At 72.6% G+C, this 15,236-nt stretch carries 14 protein-coding genes; 10 read left to right on the forward strand and 4 right to left on the reverse strand.

Going from position 1 to position 15,236, the window contains the following annotated elements; genetic code table 11:
* Window positions 1-87: 87 nt before the first annotated feature.
* From ABZT12_RS21700 to ABZT12_RS21730, 7 genes are all read left to right on the forward strand, one after another.
* Window positions 88-1,626 (forward strand): ATP-dependent DNA ligase, encoded by a 1,539-nt coding sequence (locus ABZT12_RS21700; protein ID WP_356386863.1) that lies wholly within the window; start codon window positions 88-90, stop codon window positions 1,624-1,626.
* Window positions 1,623-2,087: an NUDIX domain-containing protein gene (locus ABZT12_RS21705; RefSeq protein WP_356386866.1), complete on the forward strand. Its 465-nt coding sequence runs from the start codon at window positions 1,623-1,625 to the stop codon at window positions 2,085-2,087. Before ABZT12_RS21700 ends, ABZT12_RS21705 begins: the two co-directional genes overlap by 4 nt.
* 112 nt (window positions 2,088-2,199) lie before the next feature.
* A complete protein-coding gene (locus ABZT12_RS21710; protein WP_356386869.1) occupies window positions 2,200-3,585 on the forward strand; it encodes an NADP-dependent succinic semialdehyde dehydrogenase in 1,386 nt (461 codons plus the stop codon).
* Between the two features lie 25 nt (window positions 3,586-3,610).
* Complete coding sequence (locus tag ABZT12_RS21715) at window positions 3,611-3,847, forward strand: DUF6213 family protein (RefSeq protein WP_356386872.1); 237 nt, start codon at window positions 3,611-3,613, stop codon at window positions 3,845-3,847.
* A gap of 345 nt (window positions 3,848-4,192) precedes the next feature.
* Entirely contained in the window at window positions 4,193-5,257 is a 1,065-nt protein-coding gene (locus ABZT12_RS21720) for a type III polyketide synthase (RefSeq protein ID WP_356386875.1), read from the forward strand.
* A 7-nt stretch (window positions 5,258-5,264) separates the two neighbouring features.
* Window positions 5,265-6,482 (forward strand): cytochrome P450, encoded by a 1,218-nt coding sequence (locus tag ABZT12_RS21725; protein WP_356386878.1) that lies wholly within the window; start codon window positions 5,265-5,267, stop codon window positions 6,480-6,482.
* Between the two features lie 7 nt (window positions 6,483-6,489).
* On the forward strand, window positions 6,490-7,011 hold the full coding sequence (locus tag ABZT12_RS21730) for a cupin domain-containing protein (protein ID WP_356386881.1): 522 nt from the start codon (window positions 6,490-6,492) through the stop codon (window positions 7,009-7,011).
* Window positions 7,012-7,087: 76 nt separating this feature from the next.
* Here ABZT12_RS21730 and ABZT12_RS21735 read toward each other — a convergent pair whose 3' ends face one another.
* Both ABZT12_RS21735 and ABZT12_RS21740 read right to left on the reverse strand, forming a co-directional pair.
* Window positions 7,088-9,652, reverse strand: coding sequence for an ABC transporter permease (locus ABZT12_RS21735; protein WP_356386884.1), 2,565 nt, complete (start codon window positions 9,650-9,652; stop codon window positions 7,088-7,090).
* The gene (locus tag ABZT12_RS21740) at window positions 9,652-10,362 is read right to left on the reverse strand and encodes an ABC transporter ATP-binding protein (protein ID WP_356387032.1); all 711 of its coding nucleotides are present in this window, start codon (window positions 10,360-10,362) and stop codon (window positions 9,652-9,654) included. The genes ABZT12_RS21735 and ABZT12_RS21740 overlap by 1 nt, the downstream gene beginning before the upstream one ends.
* A gap of 250 nt (window positions 10,363-10,612) precedes the next feature.
* Here ABZT12_RS21740 and ABZT12_RS21745 point away from each other — a divergent pair, with 250 nt between their 5' ends.
* Window positions 10,613-11,884: a sensor histidine kinase gene (locus tag ABZT12_RS21745; RefSeq protein WP_356386887.1), complete on the forward strand. Its 1,272-nt coding sequence runs from the start codon at window positions 10,613-10,615 to the stop codon at window positions 11,882-11,884.
* Between the two features lie 11 nt (window positions 11,885-11,895).
* Window positions 11,896-12,573, forward strand: a complete 678-nt coding sequence (locus tag ABZT12_RS21750; protein WP_356386890.1) for a response regulator transcription factor — start codon at window positions 11,896-11,898, stop codon at window positions 12,571-12,573.
* Here the strand turns inward: ABZT12_RS21750 and ABZT12_RS21755 are convergent.
* Entirely contained in the window at window positions 12,570-13,799 is a 1,230-nt protein-coding gene (locus ABZT12_RS21755) for an acyl-CoA dehydrogenase family protein (protein ID WP_356386893.1), read from the reverse strand. The genes ABZT12_RS21750 and ABZT12_RS21755 overlap by 4 nt on opposite strands.
* A 169-nt stretch (window positions 13,800-13,968) precedes the next feature.
* Here ABZT12_RS21755 and ABZT12_RS21760 point away from each other — a divergent pair, with 169 nt between their 5' ends.
* Window positions 13,969-14,613, forward strand: coding sequence for a TetR family transcriptional regulator (locus ABZT12_RS21760; RefSeq protein WP_356386895.1), 645 nt, complete (start codon window positions 13,969-13,971; stop codon window positions 14,611-14,613).
* Window positions 14,614-14,621: 8 nt separating this feature from the next.
* On the opposite strand, the gene def is transcribed toward ABZT12_RS21760, so the two are convergent.
* Window positions 14,622-15,161: a peptide deformylase gene (def, locus tag ABZT12_RS21765; protein WP_356386898.1), complete on the reverse strand. Its 540-nt coding sequence runs from the start codon at window positions 15,159-15,161 to the stop codon at window positions 14,622-14,624.
* Between the last annotated feature and the right edge of the window lie 75 nt (window positions 15,162-15,236).

Here is a 15,236-nt window from a genome sequence, read left to right on the forward strand (position 1 = left end):
CGGCGGCGAGCCGCCACCGGCCGGGCCCGCGGCCGGGTGTCCCGCTGTCCGGGTGTCGCGAGCCGGTCCCCGTTGCACTATGACTGCATGCTGCTGACCCGGCTCGCCCACGTGTCCCGGGAGGTCGCCGCCACCTCGGCGCGCTCCCGGAAGATCGCCCTGCTCGCGGAACTCTTCCGGGACGCGGAGCCCGACGATGTGCCGATCGTCATCCCGTATCTCGCGGGCCGGCTGCCGCAGGGCCGGCTCGGCATCGGCTGGAAGGTGCTGAGCCCGCCGGTCGCCCCGGCCGCCGCACCCACGCTGACGGTGCGCGAGGTGGACGCCCGCCTGACCGGCCTGGGCGCCGTGACCGGGACCGGGTCGCAGGCCGAACGCGCCCGGCTGGTCGCCGAGTTGATGGGCGCGGCCACCGCCGACGAGCAGCGTTTCCTGCTGGCGCTGATCACCGGCGAGGTCCGGCAGGGCGCCCTCGACGCGCTCGCCGCGGAGGGGCTCGCCGAGGCGACCGGAGCGCCCTCCCCGGACGTACGGCGGGCGGTGATGCTGGCGGGGTCCCTGCGGACGGTGGCCGAGGCCCTGCTCGCCGACGGACCCGCCGCGCTCGACCGCTTCCGGCTGACCGTGGGCCGCCCGGTGCTGCCGATGCTCGCGCACAGCGCGCCCTCGGTCGCCGAGGCGGTCGCGAAGCTGGGCATCTGCGCCGTCGAGGAGAAGCTCGACGGCATCCGCGTCCAGGTCCACCGCGACGGCGACGCGGTACGGGTGTACACCCGCACCCTCGACGACATCACCGGCCGGCTGCCCGAACTGACCGGCGCCGCACTGGAGTTGGCGGGCGAGCGGTTCATCCTGGACGGCGAGGTGATCTCCTTCGAGGCGGACGGACGGCCGCGCTCGTTCCAGGAGACCGCGGGCCGGGTCGGCTCCCGGGCGGACGTGGCCACCGCCGCCCGGGCGGTCCCCGTCGCGCCGGTCTTCTTCGACGTACTGTCGGTCGACGGCCGCGACCTGCTCGACCTGCCGTTCACCGAGCGGCACACGGAACTGGCCCGGCTGGTCCCGGAGCCGATGCGGGTCCGGCGCACGCTCGCCGCCGGGCCCGAGGACATCCCGGCGGCCGACGCCTTCCTCGCCGAGACCCTCGACCGCGGCCACGAGGGCGTCGTGGTCAAGGCGCTCGACGCGCCGTACAGCGCGGGCCGCCGCGGGGCCTCCTGGCTGAAGGTGAAGCCCGTCCACACCCTCGACCTGGTGGTGCTGGCCGCCGAGTGGGGCCACGGGCGCCGCACCGGCCGGCTCTCCAACCTCCACCTGGGCGCCCGCACCCCCGACGGCTCCTTCGCCATGCTCGGCAAGACCTTCAAGGGTCTGACCGACGCGCTCCTGGCCTGGCAGACCGAACGCCTCCAGGAGCTGGCCCTCTCGGACGACGGCCACGTGGTGACCGTACGGCCCGAACTCGTCGTGGAGATCGCCTACGACGGCCTCCAGAGATCCACCCGCTATCCGGCGGGCGTCACACTCCGCTTCGCCCGCGTGGTGCGCTACCGCGAGGACAAACGGCCCGAGGACGCCGACACCGTGGAGACCGTGCTCGCCGCGCACCCTCAGGTGCGGCCGTGAGCGAGCAGCGCAGCGCCGGGCTGCTGCTGTTCCGGCACACCGATCACGGTGTCGAGGTGCTGCTGGGCCATATGGGCGGCCCCTTCTACGCGCGCCGCGATGCCGGGGCGTGGAGTGTCCCCAAGGGCGAGTACACGAGCGAGGAGACCGCCTGGGACGCGGCCCGCCGCGAGTTCCAGGAGGAGCTGGGGCTGCCGCCGCCCGACGGGGAGGCGATCCCGCTGGGCGAGGTCCGCCAGTCCAACGGGAAGATCGTCACCGTGTGGGCGATCGAGGCCGATCTCGATCCGGCGGCCATGGTCCCTGGCACCTTCCGCATGGAGTGGCCGCCGAGGTCGGGGCAGGTCAGGGAGTTCCCCGAGCTGGACCGGGTCGAGTGGTGCGGCCTCGACCGGGCCCGCGCCCTCCTCATCACGGCACAGGCCGCGTTTCTCGACCGGCTCACGGAGCACTCGGAGTGAGACGGCGACGACCGCGCGACGGCAGCGGCCGGTGCGGCACGGATCTCCGCGTTGCGGACCGGACACCCGCGCGGGAAGGTCGGAGCACAGCCCGCCACCAGGAAGGTCAGCCATGCCCATCGCGACGGTGAACCCGGCGAACGGCGAGACGGTCAAGACGTACGAACCCATGGACGCCGAGGAGATCGAACGCCGGCTCCGACTCGCGCAGGACACGTTCCGCACCTACCGCACGACCGCCTTCGCCGACCGCGCCCGCCTCATGCACCGAGCCGCGGAACTCCTCGACGAGGACCAGCCGGAGATCGGCCGGATCATGACCACCGAGATGGGCAAGCCGGTCAAGCAGGCCCGCGCGGAGGCCGCCAAGTGCGCCAAGGCGATGCACTGGTACGCCGACCGCGCCGAGGGACTCCTCGCCGACGAGCGGCCCGACCCGTCGGACGTCGAGGACTCCGGCGCCTCCCGGGCCCTGGTCCGCTACCGGCCGCTCGGCCCGGTGCTCGCGGTGATGCCGTGGAACTTCCCGCTCTGGCAGGTGGTCCGCTTCGCGGCGCCCGCGCTGATGGCGGGCAACGTGGGCCTGCTCAAGCACGCCTCCAACGTGCCGCAGACCGCGCTCTACCTGGGAGACCTGTTCCGCCGGGCGGGCTTCCCGGAGGGCGCGTTCCAGACCCTGCTGGTCGGTTCGGGCGCGATCGAGGAGATCCTGCGCGACGAGCGGATCAAGGCGGCCACCCTCACCGGCAGCGAGCCCGCGGGCCGCGCGGTCGCGTCGGCCGCCGGGGACGTGGTCAAGAAGACGGTCCTCGAACTGGGCGGCAGCGACCCGTTCGTCGTGATGCCGTCCGCCGACATCGAGCGGGCCGCGGAGACCGCGGTGACGGCACGGGTGCAGAACAACGGCCAGTCGTGCATCGCCGCCAAGCGGTTCATCGTGCACACGGACGTCTTCGACGCCTTCACCGAGCGGTTCGTGGCCCGCATGGAGGCGCTGACGGTCGGCGACCCGCTGGACGAGAGCACCGACGTCGGGCCGGTCGCCAGCGAGCGGGGCCGCACCGACCTGGAGGAACTCGTCGACGACGCCGTGGAGAGCGGGGCGACCGTGCTGTGCGGCGGCGAACGTCCCGACGGGCCCGGCTGGTACTACCCGCCGACCGTCCTCACCGACATCACCCCCGAGATGCGCGTCCACCGCGAGGAGACCTTCGGACCGGTCGCCACCCTGTACCGGGTCGACGACCTCGACGAGGCGGTCTCGCTCGCCAACGACATCCCGTTCGGGCTGAGTTCCAACGTCTGGACGCGCGACGAGGCCGAGGTCGACCGCTTCGTACGGGACCTGGAGGCCGGCGGCGTCTTCGTCAACGGGATGACCGCCTCCCATCCGGCGCTGCCCTTCGGCGGGATCAAGCGGTCCGGGTACGGACGGGAGCTGGCCGGGCACGGAATCCGGGAGTTCTGCAACATCACCACCGTATGGCACGGAGCGTGAGCCTTCCGCGACTACGATCGCCCCTGTGAACCGCGAAGTGACTCTGCCTCTGATCGTCGACGACCGCGGGACCCTCCAGGTGGCTGCCGCCGACGTGAGCAAGCTGCTCCGCACGGTGGGCGGGCGGTGGCTGCATCTCGTCGAGGCCGGACAGGAGGGCCTGGACGAGGACACGGTGGCCGCGTTGACGATCGAGCTGGCGAAGCTGGCCGACCGGATCGACGTGGCCTGCATCGCGCACAGCAGCGGGGGTTCGGCGTGACGTCCCCCGCAGGCTCGTAGGCGCGCCTCCGGGTCCCGCCCACCCGGCGAACCGCCGCGCCCGCCGTCGGCCGTCCCTCGTTCTCCCCTCGCTCCCCCTCGCCGGTGCCGCCCTCGCCCACCGCGGACGTCCAATCCCGCGGCGGTGGGGCCCGGTCCACGGTGACGGGGCCCCGTCCGCGCACGCGCTCCGCCGAGCCGTCCCTGACCCGGCGTCCCCGGATTGGCGTAGCCCACCGCGAGATCGCCGCCCTGCCGGGTGATCGTGGGTGGACCACCCTCTGAGGTGAACCACCTTCTGACCGGCGGGCGAAGGCCTGCCGGAAGGCGAAAGCAGGGACGGTTCATGGCGACTTTGTGCAAACCCTCGGTGTCGGTCCCAGAGCACGTGATCACGATGGAGGAGACGCTGGAGCTGGCGCGCTCGCGCCACCCGGACCACCCCCAACTCCCCCTGGCTCTCCGCCTGATCGAGAACACCGGCGTGCGGACCCGGCACATCGTGCAGCCCATCGAGGAGACCCTGAAGCACCCCGGCTTCGAGGAACGCAACAAGATCTACGCGGCCGAGGCGAAGGCCCGGGTCCCGGCCGTGGTGCAGCGGGCGCTCGACGACGCGGAGCTGCTCACCAGCGACATCGACGTGATCATCTACGTGTCGTGCACGGGCTTCATGATGCCCTCGCTCACGGCCTGGCTGATCAACGAGATGGACTTCGACTCCACCACCCGCCAGCTCCCCATCGCCCAGCTGGGGTGCGCGGCCGGCGGGGCCGCCATCAACCGGGCGCACGACTTCTGCACGGCCTACCCCGAGGCCAACGCGCTCATCGTGGCCTGCGAGTTCTGCTCGCTCTGCTACCAGCCGACCGACCTCGGCATCGGCTCGCTGCTCTCCAACGGGCTGTTCGGCGACGGCGTCGCCGCCGCGGTGGTGCGCGGGCGGGGCGGCACGGGCATCCAGCTCGAACGCAACGGCTCGTACCTGATCCCCAAGACCGAAGAGTGGATCATGTACGACGTACGGGCCACCGGCTTCCACTTCCTGCTGGACAAGCGGGTGCCGGCCACCATGGAGCCGCTCGCTCCCGCCCTCCAGGACCTCGCGAGTCAGCACGGCTGGGACGCCGCCGACCTGGACTTCTACATAGTCCACGCGGGCGGCCCCCGGATTCTCGACGACCTGAGCAAGTTCCTCCAGGTCGACCCGCACGCGTTCCGGTTCAGCCGGGCCACCCTCACCGAGTACGGCAACATCGCCAGCGCCGTCGTCCTGGACGCGCTGCGCCGGCTGTTCGAGGAGGGCGGCGCCGACCACCGGGCGCGCGGCCTGCTCGCCGGGTTCGGACCCGGCATCACCGCCGAGATGGCCCTGGGCCGCTGGCACCGCGACGACCGAGAGACGGCCTGAGTACGGCATGACTGAAGAGACGCTCACCGAAACGGACCTGCCCCCCGTCCGGCTCTGGCCGGCGCTCGACCTGTCCGGCACCGACTTCGATCCGGTCCTGGCCGAGCTGATGCGCGAGGGCCCGGTCAACCGGATCAAACTGCCCAACGGCGAGGGCTGGGCCTGGCTGGTCACCCGCCTCGACGACGTGCGGACGGTCACCAACGACCCCCGGTTCAGCCGCGAGGCGGTGATGGACCACCCGGTCACCCGGCTCGCCCCGCACTTCATCCCGGCCCGTGGCGCGGTCGGCTTCCTCGACCCGCCGGACCACACCCGGCTGCGCCGCTCGGTCGCCGCGGCCTTCACGGCGCGCGGCGTCGAGCGGGTCCGGGAGCGGTCCCGGCTGCTGCTCGACGAGCTGATCGACGAGCTGCTCCAGGACGGTCCGCCGGCCGACCTGACCGCGACCGTGCTCAGCCCCTTCCCCATCGCGGTGATCTGCGAGCTGATGGGTGTCCCGGCCGCCGACCGGCACGGCATGCACACCTGGACGCAGCTCATCCTCTCCTCCTCGCACGGGGCGCAGGTCAGCGAGCGCGCCAAGGAGGAGATGGGCGCCTACTTCGGCGAACTGATCGACCTCCGCGAGGGCAGCGCGGACGAGGACGTCGCCTCGCTGCTGGGGGCCGCCGTGGGCCGCAAGGAGATCACCCTGGAGGAGGCCGTCGGGCTCGCGGTGCTGCTGCAGATCGGCGGCGAGGCGGTCACCAACAACAGCGGGCAGCTGTTCTACCTGCTGCTGACCCGCCCGGAACTGGCCCAACGGCTGCGCGCCGAACCGGAGATCAGGCCGCAGGCCATCGACGAACTGCTGCGCTACATCCCGCACCGCAACGCGGTCGGACTCTCCCGGATCGTCATGGAGGAGGTGGAGATCAGCGGGGTCAGGATGCGGGCGGGCGACCCGGTGTACGTGTCGTACCTGGCCGCGAACCGGGACCCGGACGTCTTCCCGGACCCGGACCTGATCGACTTCTCGCGCACTCCCAACCCGCATGTGTCCTTCGGCTTCGGCCCGCACTTCTGTCCCGGCAACATGCTCGCGAGACTGGAGTCGGGGCTGCTGGTGGACGCGCTGCTGGACCGGCTGCCGGGGCTGCGGCTCGCCGTGCCCGCCAGTCAAGTGCCTTTCAGGAAGGGCGCGTTGATCCGCGGACCCGAGGCCCTGCCGGTGACGTGGTGAGCGGCCGGTGACGGCGGCCGACGGGCTGCTCGTGCCACCGGGCCACGGCCGGGTGGTGCGGACGCCCGCGCAGCACGTGACGTTCAAGGTGACCGGCTCGCACTCCCGGACGGCGTCCACCTTCGAGGTGGTGGTACCGCCTGGGTTCGACGTCGGGGCTCATCTGCACACCCGCAGCGAGGAGTTGTTCTACGTGCTCGAAGGCGAGCTGGACGTGCTCGCCTTCGAGCCCCGGGTCCGGACCCCCGACAACTGGCAGCGGTGGGAGTCGGGTTCGGGCAACCGGGTGGTGCGGGCGACACCGGGCACGGTGATCGTCGTACCGCCCGGCTGCCCGCACGCGTTCGCCAACCCGACCGAGTCGCCGGCGAAGATGTTCTTCCAGGCGTCCCCGCCGCCCGACCACGAGCGGTACTTCGAGGAGCTGCTGGAGATCCTCGGGGGCGGCGGTCCACCGGACGACGCGGCGATCGCCCGGTTGCGCGGCCGGTACGACATCGAGCAGCTGACGCCGCTCAAGCACCGCTAGTGCTGCGACCGGGAAGGTTCACCGGCTCGCGACGCCCGGCAAACCCTCCCGGCCACAGCACTAGAGCGACGGGAGTTCACTCCCGTGCGCCGATCGCCTCTACCGGCCTGATCCGCAGCAGCAGCCGGGTAGGGACCATCACACCGGCGACGGCGAGGGCCGCCGTCGCGCCCGCGATCGCCAGATAGCCGAGAGCGGGCACGGCGGGCCACGGCGAGCCGCCGAGCCCCAGCGCGACCAGGAAGAGCGGGAAGCAGGCCAGGAGCGTACCCAGCCCCACGCCGGCCGCCACGACGACGAAACTCTCCCGGCGCATCATGCCCGCGACCTGGCCGCGGGCGGTGCCGGAGAGCCGTAGCAGGGCGAACTCGCGGCGGCGGGCGGCGGTGCTCATCGCCAGGGTGTTGACGACGGTGATCGCCGTGTAGGCGATGATCACGCCGACGACCAGGTAGTTGACCCAGGCGTTGGCGCGCTGTTCGGCCAGCTGGTCGTCGACGGCGAGTCCGTCGCGCAGGACGGTGCCCGGGTAGGCGGCCGCGAGGCGGGTCAGCTCCCCGGTGAGGCCGTGCGCGCCGGGCGCCGAGCGGACCAGCACGGACGCGTCGGCCCTCGCGGTGGTGTGGGCGAGCAGCACGTCGTGATCGAGCGTGAGGTCGGCGAAGCCGAAGCCGCGGGCGTAGACGGCGATCACCTTGGCCCGGTACGGGGTGCCGTCGCCGAGGTGGAGGTCGGCGGTGTCACCGACGTCGAGGCCGAGCCAGGAGGCCGTGGTGGTGCTGATCGCCACGGTGGTGGGTGACAGTGCGCTCATGTCGCCCTCGCGGGTGCGCAGATCGAGGGTCCTGCCGAGCGCCCCGGGGTCGACACCCTGGGCGCCGAGCGAGACGGACTGCTGGCCGCCGAACATCTTCCCCACGGCGACGACCTTGGACTTCACCAGCCCGGTGGCCGCCTGCACCTGCTTCAACTTCCTTATCTTCGCCGCGAGTTCGGGCGGCACGCCGGCCGGCGCGGTAAGCACGTGATCGGCGACGAGCCCGGACCGCAGTTCCGCGGCGGAGTCGCGGAGGGCGGTGGTCTGGGAGAAGACGATGGTCGACGCGAAGGAGACGGCGAGGACGATCGGCGTGATCGCACCGGCCAGCCGGACCACGTTGGCCCGGGTGTTGGCCGCCGCGAGGTAACCGGTGACGCCGGTCCGGTTCAGCAGCGGCGCGAGCAGCCCCACGGCCATACGGGAGAGCGGCGGCCCCAGGACCGCGGCGGCGATCACCAGGAGGAGCACGAGGGAGTTGGCGAGGCTGACCAGGGTGAAGAAGTCGGACCGCTCCACCAGGCCGGTGACGAACGCCCCGGCGGCCAGGACCAGCAGCACCACACCGGTGACGCGGCGTCCCCGGCCGAGCCCCGGCCGCTCCACCGCGGCCTCGCCGAGGGCCTCCGTCGGCCGGATCCGGGTCGCGCGGAGCGCCGCGGCCAGCACGGCGGCCAGCGCGGTCAGCACGGTGACCGCCACCGCCGACAGAAACGGCAGGGGGCTGATGACGAGCCCGAAGTCGCCTGGCACGATGCCGTGTCCGGCGAACCGGCCGCGCAGCCAGTGGACCAGCAGCAGGCCGACCGGACAGCCCAGCACCCCGGCGACGAGTCCGGTGACGGCCGCCTCCCCCGCCAGCATGCGCCGGATCTGGCCGGGCGTCGTCCCGATGGCGCGCAGCAGGGCGATCTCCCGGCGGCGGTGCCGGATGGAGAGGGAGGCCGTGGCGTACAGCACGAAGACGGCGATGAGCAGGACGTTGCCGCCGATCGCCGCCGACAGGATGACCAGGTTGGAGCCGCTGATCGTGACGTCGAGGAACTCGGCCCGGCCGCGTCCGTCCCCGGTGCGGACGGTGAGCCGGTCGTCGTGGAGCGCGGCGCCCACGGCGTCGGCGAGCTGCCCTGGCGCGGTGCCGGGGGTGGCGTGGATCCCGAACGCGTAGACGGTGGGCGCGAGTTGGCGCATCGCGTGGTCGGAGAGGAAGAGCACCGACTGGCGGGGCGTGCGGCCGTCGTCGAGGGCGACGAGTCCGGCGACGCGGTAGAGGCGGGGTTCCGACGAGGTCATCAGGCGGACCGTGTCGCCGGGGCGTGCTCCGGCCCGGCCGGCGATCTCCGTGTCCAGCACGACCTCGTCGTCCGCGGCCGGCGCGTGACCCGAGCTCAGCCGGAAGTCGCCGAGGGAGAGGCCGGCCCAGTTGTGGGCCTGCGGCGCGGTGCCGTGCCGGCCGGCCACCGGAATCCCGCCGGCGGTGACCAGCCGGACCGGCGCCCCCTCGTCCGTGACCACCGAGCGGACGCCGTCGACGCCCGCGATGCGGTGGGCGAGTCCGGTGTTCAGGGGGACGCGTTCGGAGAGCGGCTGGGACTCCTTCACGGCTGTGCCGTCGACGTCCTTGAGGGCTATCTCGATCTCCTGGCGGCCGGTGACGACGCCGTCGGCGGCGGCGTACCGTTCGGCGGGCGAGCCGGCCCGGACGCCGGACTCCAGCAGGATGCCGCAGGCGCTGAGGACGGCGGCGCCCAGCAGCAGGGCGACGAAGGTGCCGGCGAAGCCGCCCTTGCGGGCCTTGAGGGTCTGCAGTGCGAGAGCGAACATCAAGCCGCCCTCCGCAGGCCGGACATGACGTCGGCGACGCGCTCGGCGCTGGGCCCGGTCATGCCGTCCACGATCCGTCCGCCGCTGAGGAAGAGCACCTGGTCGGTGTGGGCGGCGGCCACCGGGTCGTGGGTGACCATCACCACCGTCTGGTGCAGATCGGTGACCGCCTGGCGGAGCAGGCCGAGGATGTCCCGGGCGGTCTCCGGGTCGAGCGCGCCGGTCGGCTCGTCGGCGAAGACCACCTCGGGCCGGGTCACCAGGGCACGGGCGATCGCCACTCGCTGCTGCTGCCCGCCGGAGAGCTGGGCGGGGAAGCGGGACAGCCGCGGGCCGAGGTCCACGGCGCTGACGATGTGGTCGAACCAGCTCGCGTCGGGCTGCCGGCCCGCCAGCCGCAACGGCAGGGTGATGTTCTGTTCGGCGGTCAGCGACGGCAGCAGGTTGAACGCCTGGAAGACGAAGCCGATCCTGGTGCGCCGCAGTTCGGTCAGCCGGCGCTCCCGCAGCGCCGAGAGGTCCTGCGTGCCGAGCCGTACCTCGCCCTCGGTGGGCCGGTCGAGGCCGGCCGCGCAGTGCAGGAAGGTGCTCTTCCCGGAGCCGGAGGGGCCCATCACCGCCGTGAACGTGCCGGGTTCGATGCCCGCGCTGACCTTGTCGAGCGCCAGGACGGCGTCCGGACCCTCCCCGTACCGTTTGGTCACGTCCATGAGCTGGACCGCGTACCGGTCTGCGAGCACCTTGACTCCTCGTACGACATCGCTTGGTGTGATGTCCCCAGTCCATCGGTGGCCGGGGGCCGCGGCCTCGGCCACGGAGTGGAACCGGCTGCTCCACCGGTCGGGCGAGAAGGACGCGCGCCTCCTCCCCGCGGACGACCCTGCGCGGAGGAGAACGGGCGGGTCCGGGTCAGCCCCAGGGCAGATCACGGGGGCGGGCAGGCCGACTAACGTGGTCGTCATGGACCGGATAGAGGCGTTCGCGGGGCGCCGGGTACCGCCCGCGGTCGTCGACACGACCACGGCCCTGGTACTCGGTGTCGCCTGTCTGGCGCTGCCGCTGGCGATACCGCCCAACGGGCCCGCGCTGCGGGCGGTGGACGCGCGGTGGGTCGTGCTCGTGCTGCTGTCGACGCTTCCGCTGGCGCTGCACCGGCGGCTGCCGGTCTCCGTCCTGCTGGTGGTGACCACGGCCGCGGGGCTGCTCCAGGGATTCCACTACGTGCCGCCGCTGGCCGGGCCCGACGGAACGTCCGTCGGGCCCTCGTACCTGACGGTGGCGACGGCGGTGTTCCTGACCGCCAAGCGGTCCGCGCCGGGCATGGCCTCCGTGGTGGTGGCCGGGCTCGTTCCCGCCGCCGCGGTCGCCGAGGCGGTGCTGGCGCCGTCCGGACACCGGATCACCGCGCTGATCACCGAGACGGTGCTGCTGCTCGCCGCCTGGGCACTGGGACGGCTCGCCCGGGCCCGGGCCGCGATCCGGGACCAGATGCTGGAACGGGCCGCAGCGCTCGAACGGGAACAGGCCGCTCTCGCCCGGACGGCCGTCATGGAGGAGCGGGCCAGGATCGCCCGCGAACTCCACGACATCGTGGCGCACAACGTCAGTCTCATGGTCGTCCAGACCATCGCCGCCGACCGCGTCCAGGACCGCGACCGCGAGAAGGCCCACGAACTGCACGGCGCCATCGAGGAGACCGGCCGGGCCACCGTCACCGAGCTGCGCCGGCTGCTCGACGTGCTGCGCACCGACGAGGAGGCCGACGACGACCCCAGCAAGCAGCCGCCGCAACCGACCGTCGAGGCGCTGCCCGCCCTGGTGGAGTCGGTGCGGGCGGCGGGTCTCGACATCGAGTTCAGCGCCAGCGGTACGCCGGCGGAACTGCCCGCGGGCTCACAGCTGACCGTCTACCGCGTCGTGCAGGAGGCGCTCACCAACACGCTCAAGCACGCCGGCCACACCCGGACCGTGCTGCGGCTGGCCTGGGAACCGGAGGGGCGGCGCCTCACCGTGCGGCTCTGCGACGACGGGCCACGCTCCGACGCCGGGCCGTCCCGGCCGCCCGGACCGGCGCACGGCACCGGGCACGGGCTCGTCGGCATGCGGGAGCGCGTCGCCGCCGTGGGCGGCTCCCTGCACACCGGCACCCGTCCCGGCGGCGGCTACTGCGTGCACGCCGTGATCCCGCTCCCCGCACCCCCGTCCGCACCCGAACTCGAACCCCGGCACTAAGGAAAATCCCTATGCAGGCGATCCGCGTCCTGCTGGTCGACGACCAGCCCATGATCCGGACGGGATTCCGGCTCATCCTCGAAGCCGAGCCCGACATCAGCGTCGTGGGCGAGGCGGCGGACGGCGTCGAAGCCGTCGAGAGCGTGGCGGCGCTCGCGCCCGACGTGGTGCTGATGGACATCCGGATGCCCCGGATGGACGGCGTCGAGGCGACGGAGCGGATCGCGCGCTCGGGGTCGGCCAGCCGGATCGTCATCCTCACCACGTTCGACCTGGACGCCCATGTGGTGGCGGCGCTGCGCGCCGGAGCCAGCGGGTTCCTCGTCAAGGACGGGCCCGCCGACTCCCTGGTGGAGGCGATCCGCACGGTCGCCGCCGGGGACGCGGTGCTCTCGCCGCGCGTCACCCACCGGCTGCTGGACCGGTTCGCCGACCTCGCCGCGCCCGCCGACCCCGTCGTCCCGGCCCGGCTCGACGCGCTCACCGCCCGGGAACTGGACGTGCTGCGCTCCCTCACCGGCGGTCTCTCCAACGCCGAGATCGCGGCCGAACTCGGCGTGGGCGAGACCACGGTGAAGACCCACGTGGCGCACATCCTGGAGAAGTACGGCCTGCGCGACCGGGTCCAGGCCGTCATCCTGGCGTACGACAGCGGCCTGGTCGTGCCGCGCGGCGGCCGGCGCGGCTAGCGGATCGGCATCCCGGAGAGGGTGCGGGCGATCACCAGGCGCTGGATCTCGCTCGTGCCCTCGAAGATGGTGTAGATCGCGGCGTCGCGGTGCATGCGCTCGACCGGGTACTCGCGGGTGTAGCCGTTGCCGCCGAGGATCTGGATCGCCTGGCCGGTGACCTTCTTGGCGGTCTCGCTGGCGAAGAGCTTGGACATCGAGCCCTCGGCCGCGGTGAACTGCTTGCCGTTGACCGCCATCCAGGAGGCGCGCCACACCAGCAGCCGGGCCGCGTCGATGGAGGTCCGCATGTCGGCGAGCTGGAAGGCGACGCCCTGGTTGTCGATGATCGGGCGGCCGAACTGCTCACGCGTCTTGGCGTAGTCGAGGGCCACCTCGTAGGCGGCGCGGGCGGTGCCGACGGCCATCGCGCCGACGGCGGGGCGGGACGCCTCGAACGTGGCCATGGCGGCGTTCTTCACGCGCTCGCCGCCGCCCGCCCGGGCGCGCTCACGGGCGCGGGCCAGCCGCTCGTCCAGCTTCGCCTTGCCGCCGAGGAGGCAGGAGCCGGGGATGCGTACGTTCTCCAGGACGACCTCGGCGGTGTGCGAGGCGCGGATGCCGTGCTTCTTGAACTTCTGGCCCTGGGAGAGGCCGGGCGTGTTCGGCGGGACGATGAAGGAGGCGTGGCCCTTGGAGCCGAGCTCCGCGTCGACGACCGCGACCACGACGTGGACGTTGGCGATGCCGCCGTTGGTCGCCCAGGTCTTGGTGCCGTTGAGGACCCATTCGTCCTTGGCCTCGTCGTAGACGGCGCGGGTGCGCATGGAGGCCACGTCGGAGCCGGCGTCGGGCTCGGAGGAGCAGAAGGCGGCGACCTTGACATCGTTGGCGTCGCCGTACATCTGGGGGATCCAGGTGCCGATCTGCTCCTCGGTGCCGTTGGCGAGGACGCCCACGGCGGCGAGGCCGGTGCCGACGATGGAGAGGGCGATGCCCGCGTCGCCCCAGAACAGTTCCTCCATGGCCATCGGGATGCCGAGGCCGGTGGCGTCGAAGTACTGCTGGGCGTAGAAGTCCAGGGAGTAGATGCCGACCTTCGCGGCCTCCTGGATGACCGGCCAGGGAGTCTCCTCACGCTCGTCCCATTCGGCGGCGGCGGGGCGGATGACGTCGGCGGCGAAGCCGTGCAGCCAGTCCCGCACCTCCCTCTGTTCGTCGTTGAGCTCCATGGTGAACTCGGCCATGACCCCTCCAGCGGCGCACTAGCATGTTACTTGCGGTAACCGAAGTCTGTTACCGACCGGTAGGAAAAGTCAACTCCCGGCGCCCGCCCGGCAGCCCGTTCGATGCGCGGCGCGCGGCGAGTGTTAGTTTTCGCAGGCGTCACCGAATCAGCACGGGTGGGGAGAGATCATGGACACCACGCAGCGGACCGATCAGCAGAGGTCCGCCGACCGCCGTCGGCGCGAACTGCTGGAGGCCGCGGACAGAGTGGTGCTGCGTGACGGCCCGCATGCCTCGATGAACGCGATCGCGGCGGAAGCGGGCATCACCAAGCCCATCCTGTACCGGCACTTCGGTGACAAGAGTGGACTGTACGCGGCACTCGCCACCCGGCACACCGATGCCCTGCTGGACTCCCTGCGCGCGGCGCTGGACGCGCCCGCCGAGCGCCGGGAGAGGGTCGAGGCGACGCTCGACACCTACCTCGCCGCGATCGAGGCCCGGCCCCAGGTGTACCGGTTCCTCATGCACCCCGCCGAGGGCGGGCAGGCCGGGGACACCGGCTTCGACGTCGGCAAGCACTCGGCGCCGCTGCTGCGCCGCATGGGCGAGGAGTTGGCGCAGGTCATCGAGGAACGGCTGGACCTCGGACCCGGCAGTCAGCAGCTCGCCCGGGTGTGGGGGCACGGGATCGTCGGGATGATGCACGCGGCCGGGGACTGGTGGCTGAACGAACGGCCGTGCTCCCGGGCCGAGTTGGTGCGGAGCCTGGCCGACCTGCTGTGGGGGCGGCTGGCCGCGGCCGGGGACCGGGTCGGCGGCCCCGGGTTCTGACTCCGGCCTCAGCGGGACCACTCGCTCCGTTCGGCCTGCCGCAGCAGCCGTCTGTGCCGCCAGCCCGAGACGCGGTCCGCGTACACCGTGCCGTCCAGGTGGTCGCACTCGTGCTGGAGGCACCTGGCGAAGAAACCCGTGCCCTCGACCGTGACCGGTTCGCCGGTCACGGTGAACCCCCTGACCACCGCGTGGTCGTGACGTTCCGTCGCCGCCTCCAGACCGGGCAGGGAGAGGCAGCCCTCGGGACCGCGCAGGAGCAGGCCGTCGGACTTGACCAGGCGGGGGTTGACGACATGGCCCAGGTGGCGGACGTCCTCGTCGTCGGGACAGTCGTAGACGAAGACCCGGGCGGACTCGCCGATCTGGTTGGCGGCCAGGCCGACGCCCTGGGCCGCGTACATCGTGGCGAACAAGTCCTCGACGAGGAGGGCGAGTTCGGGACCGAAGTCGGTGACCTCGGCGCAGCGGGTGTGCAGGGCCGGGTCGCCGAGCAGTGTGAGTGGCCGGACGCGCCCGCGGGCGCCCGGGATCGGACCTTGTCGCATGGCGGCAAGGGTACGGTCCTTGCTGACAGGTGAAGAGGGCGCGGACTCCGTGACCATGCCGCGGTGCTGGCGTGC

Origin of the sequence: Streptomyces sp. NPDC005423, from assembly GCF_040606415.1 — a bacterium.
Classification (GTDB): domain Bacteria; phylum Actinomycetota; class Actinomycetes; order Streptomycetales; family Streptomycetaceae; genus Streptomyces.

Coding starts and splice junctions, on each gene's coding strand:
- ABZT12_RS21700 (WP_356386863.1), top strand. CDS start 88: ATGCTGCTGACCCGGCTCGCCCACGTGTCCCGGGAGGTCGCCGCCACC.
- ABZT12_RS21710 (WP_356386869.1), top strand. CDS start 2,200: ATGCCCATCGCGACGGTGAACCCGGCGAACGGCGAGACGGTCAAGACG.
- ABZT12_RS21720 (WP_356386875.1), top strand. CDS start 4,193: ATGGCGACTTTGTGCAAACCCTCGGTGTCGGTCCCAGAGCACGTGATC.
- ABZT12_RS21725 (WP_356386878.1), top strand. CDS start 5,265: ATGACTGAAGAGACGCTCACCGAAACGGACCTGCCCCCCGTCCGGCTC.
- ABZT12_RS21735 (WP_356386884.1), bottom strand. CDS start 9,652: ATGTTCGCTCTCGCACTGCAGACCCTCAAGGCCCGCAAGGGCGGCTTC.
- ABZT12_RS21740 (WP_356387032.1), bottom strand. CDS start 10,362: ATGGACGTGACCAAACGGTACGGGGAGGGTCCGGACGCCGTCCTGGCG.
- ABZT12_RS21745 (WP_356386887.1), top strand. CDS start 10,613: ATGGACCGGATAGAGGCGTTCGCGGGGCGCCGGGTACCGCCCGCGGTC.
- ABZT12_RS21750 (WP_356386890.1), top strand. CDS start 11,896: ATGCAGGCGATCCGCGTCCTGCTGGTCGACGACCAGCCCATGATCCGG.
- ABZT12_RS21755 (WP_356386893.1), bottom strand. CDS start 13,799: ATGGCCGAGTTCACCATGGAGCTCAACGACGAACAGAGGGAGGTGCGG.
- ABZT12_RS21760 (WP_356386895.1), top strand. CDS start 13,969: ATGGACACCACGCAGCGGACCGATCAGCAGAGGTCCGCCGACCGCCGT.
- def (WP_356386898.1), bottom strand. CDS start 15,161: ATGCGACAAGGTCCGATCCCGGGCGCCCGCGGGCGCGTCCGGCCACTC.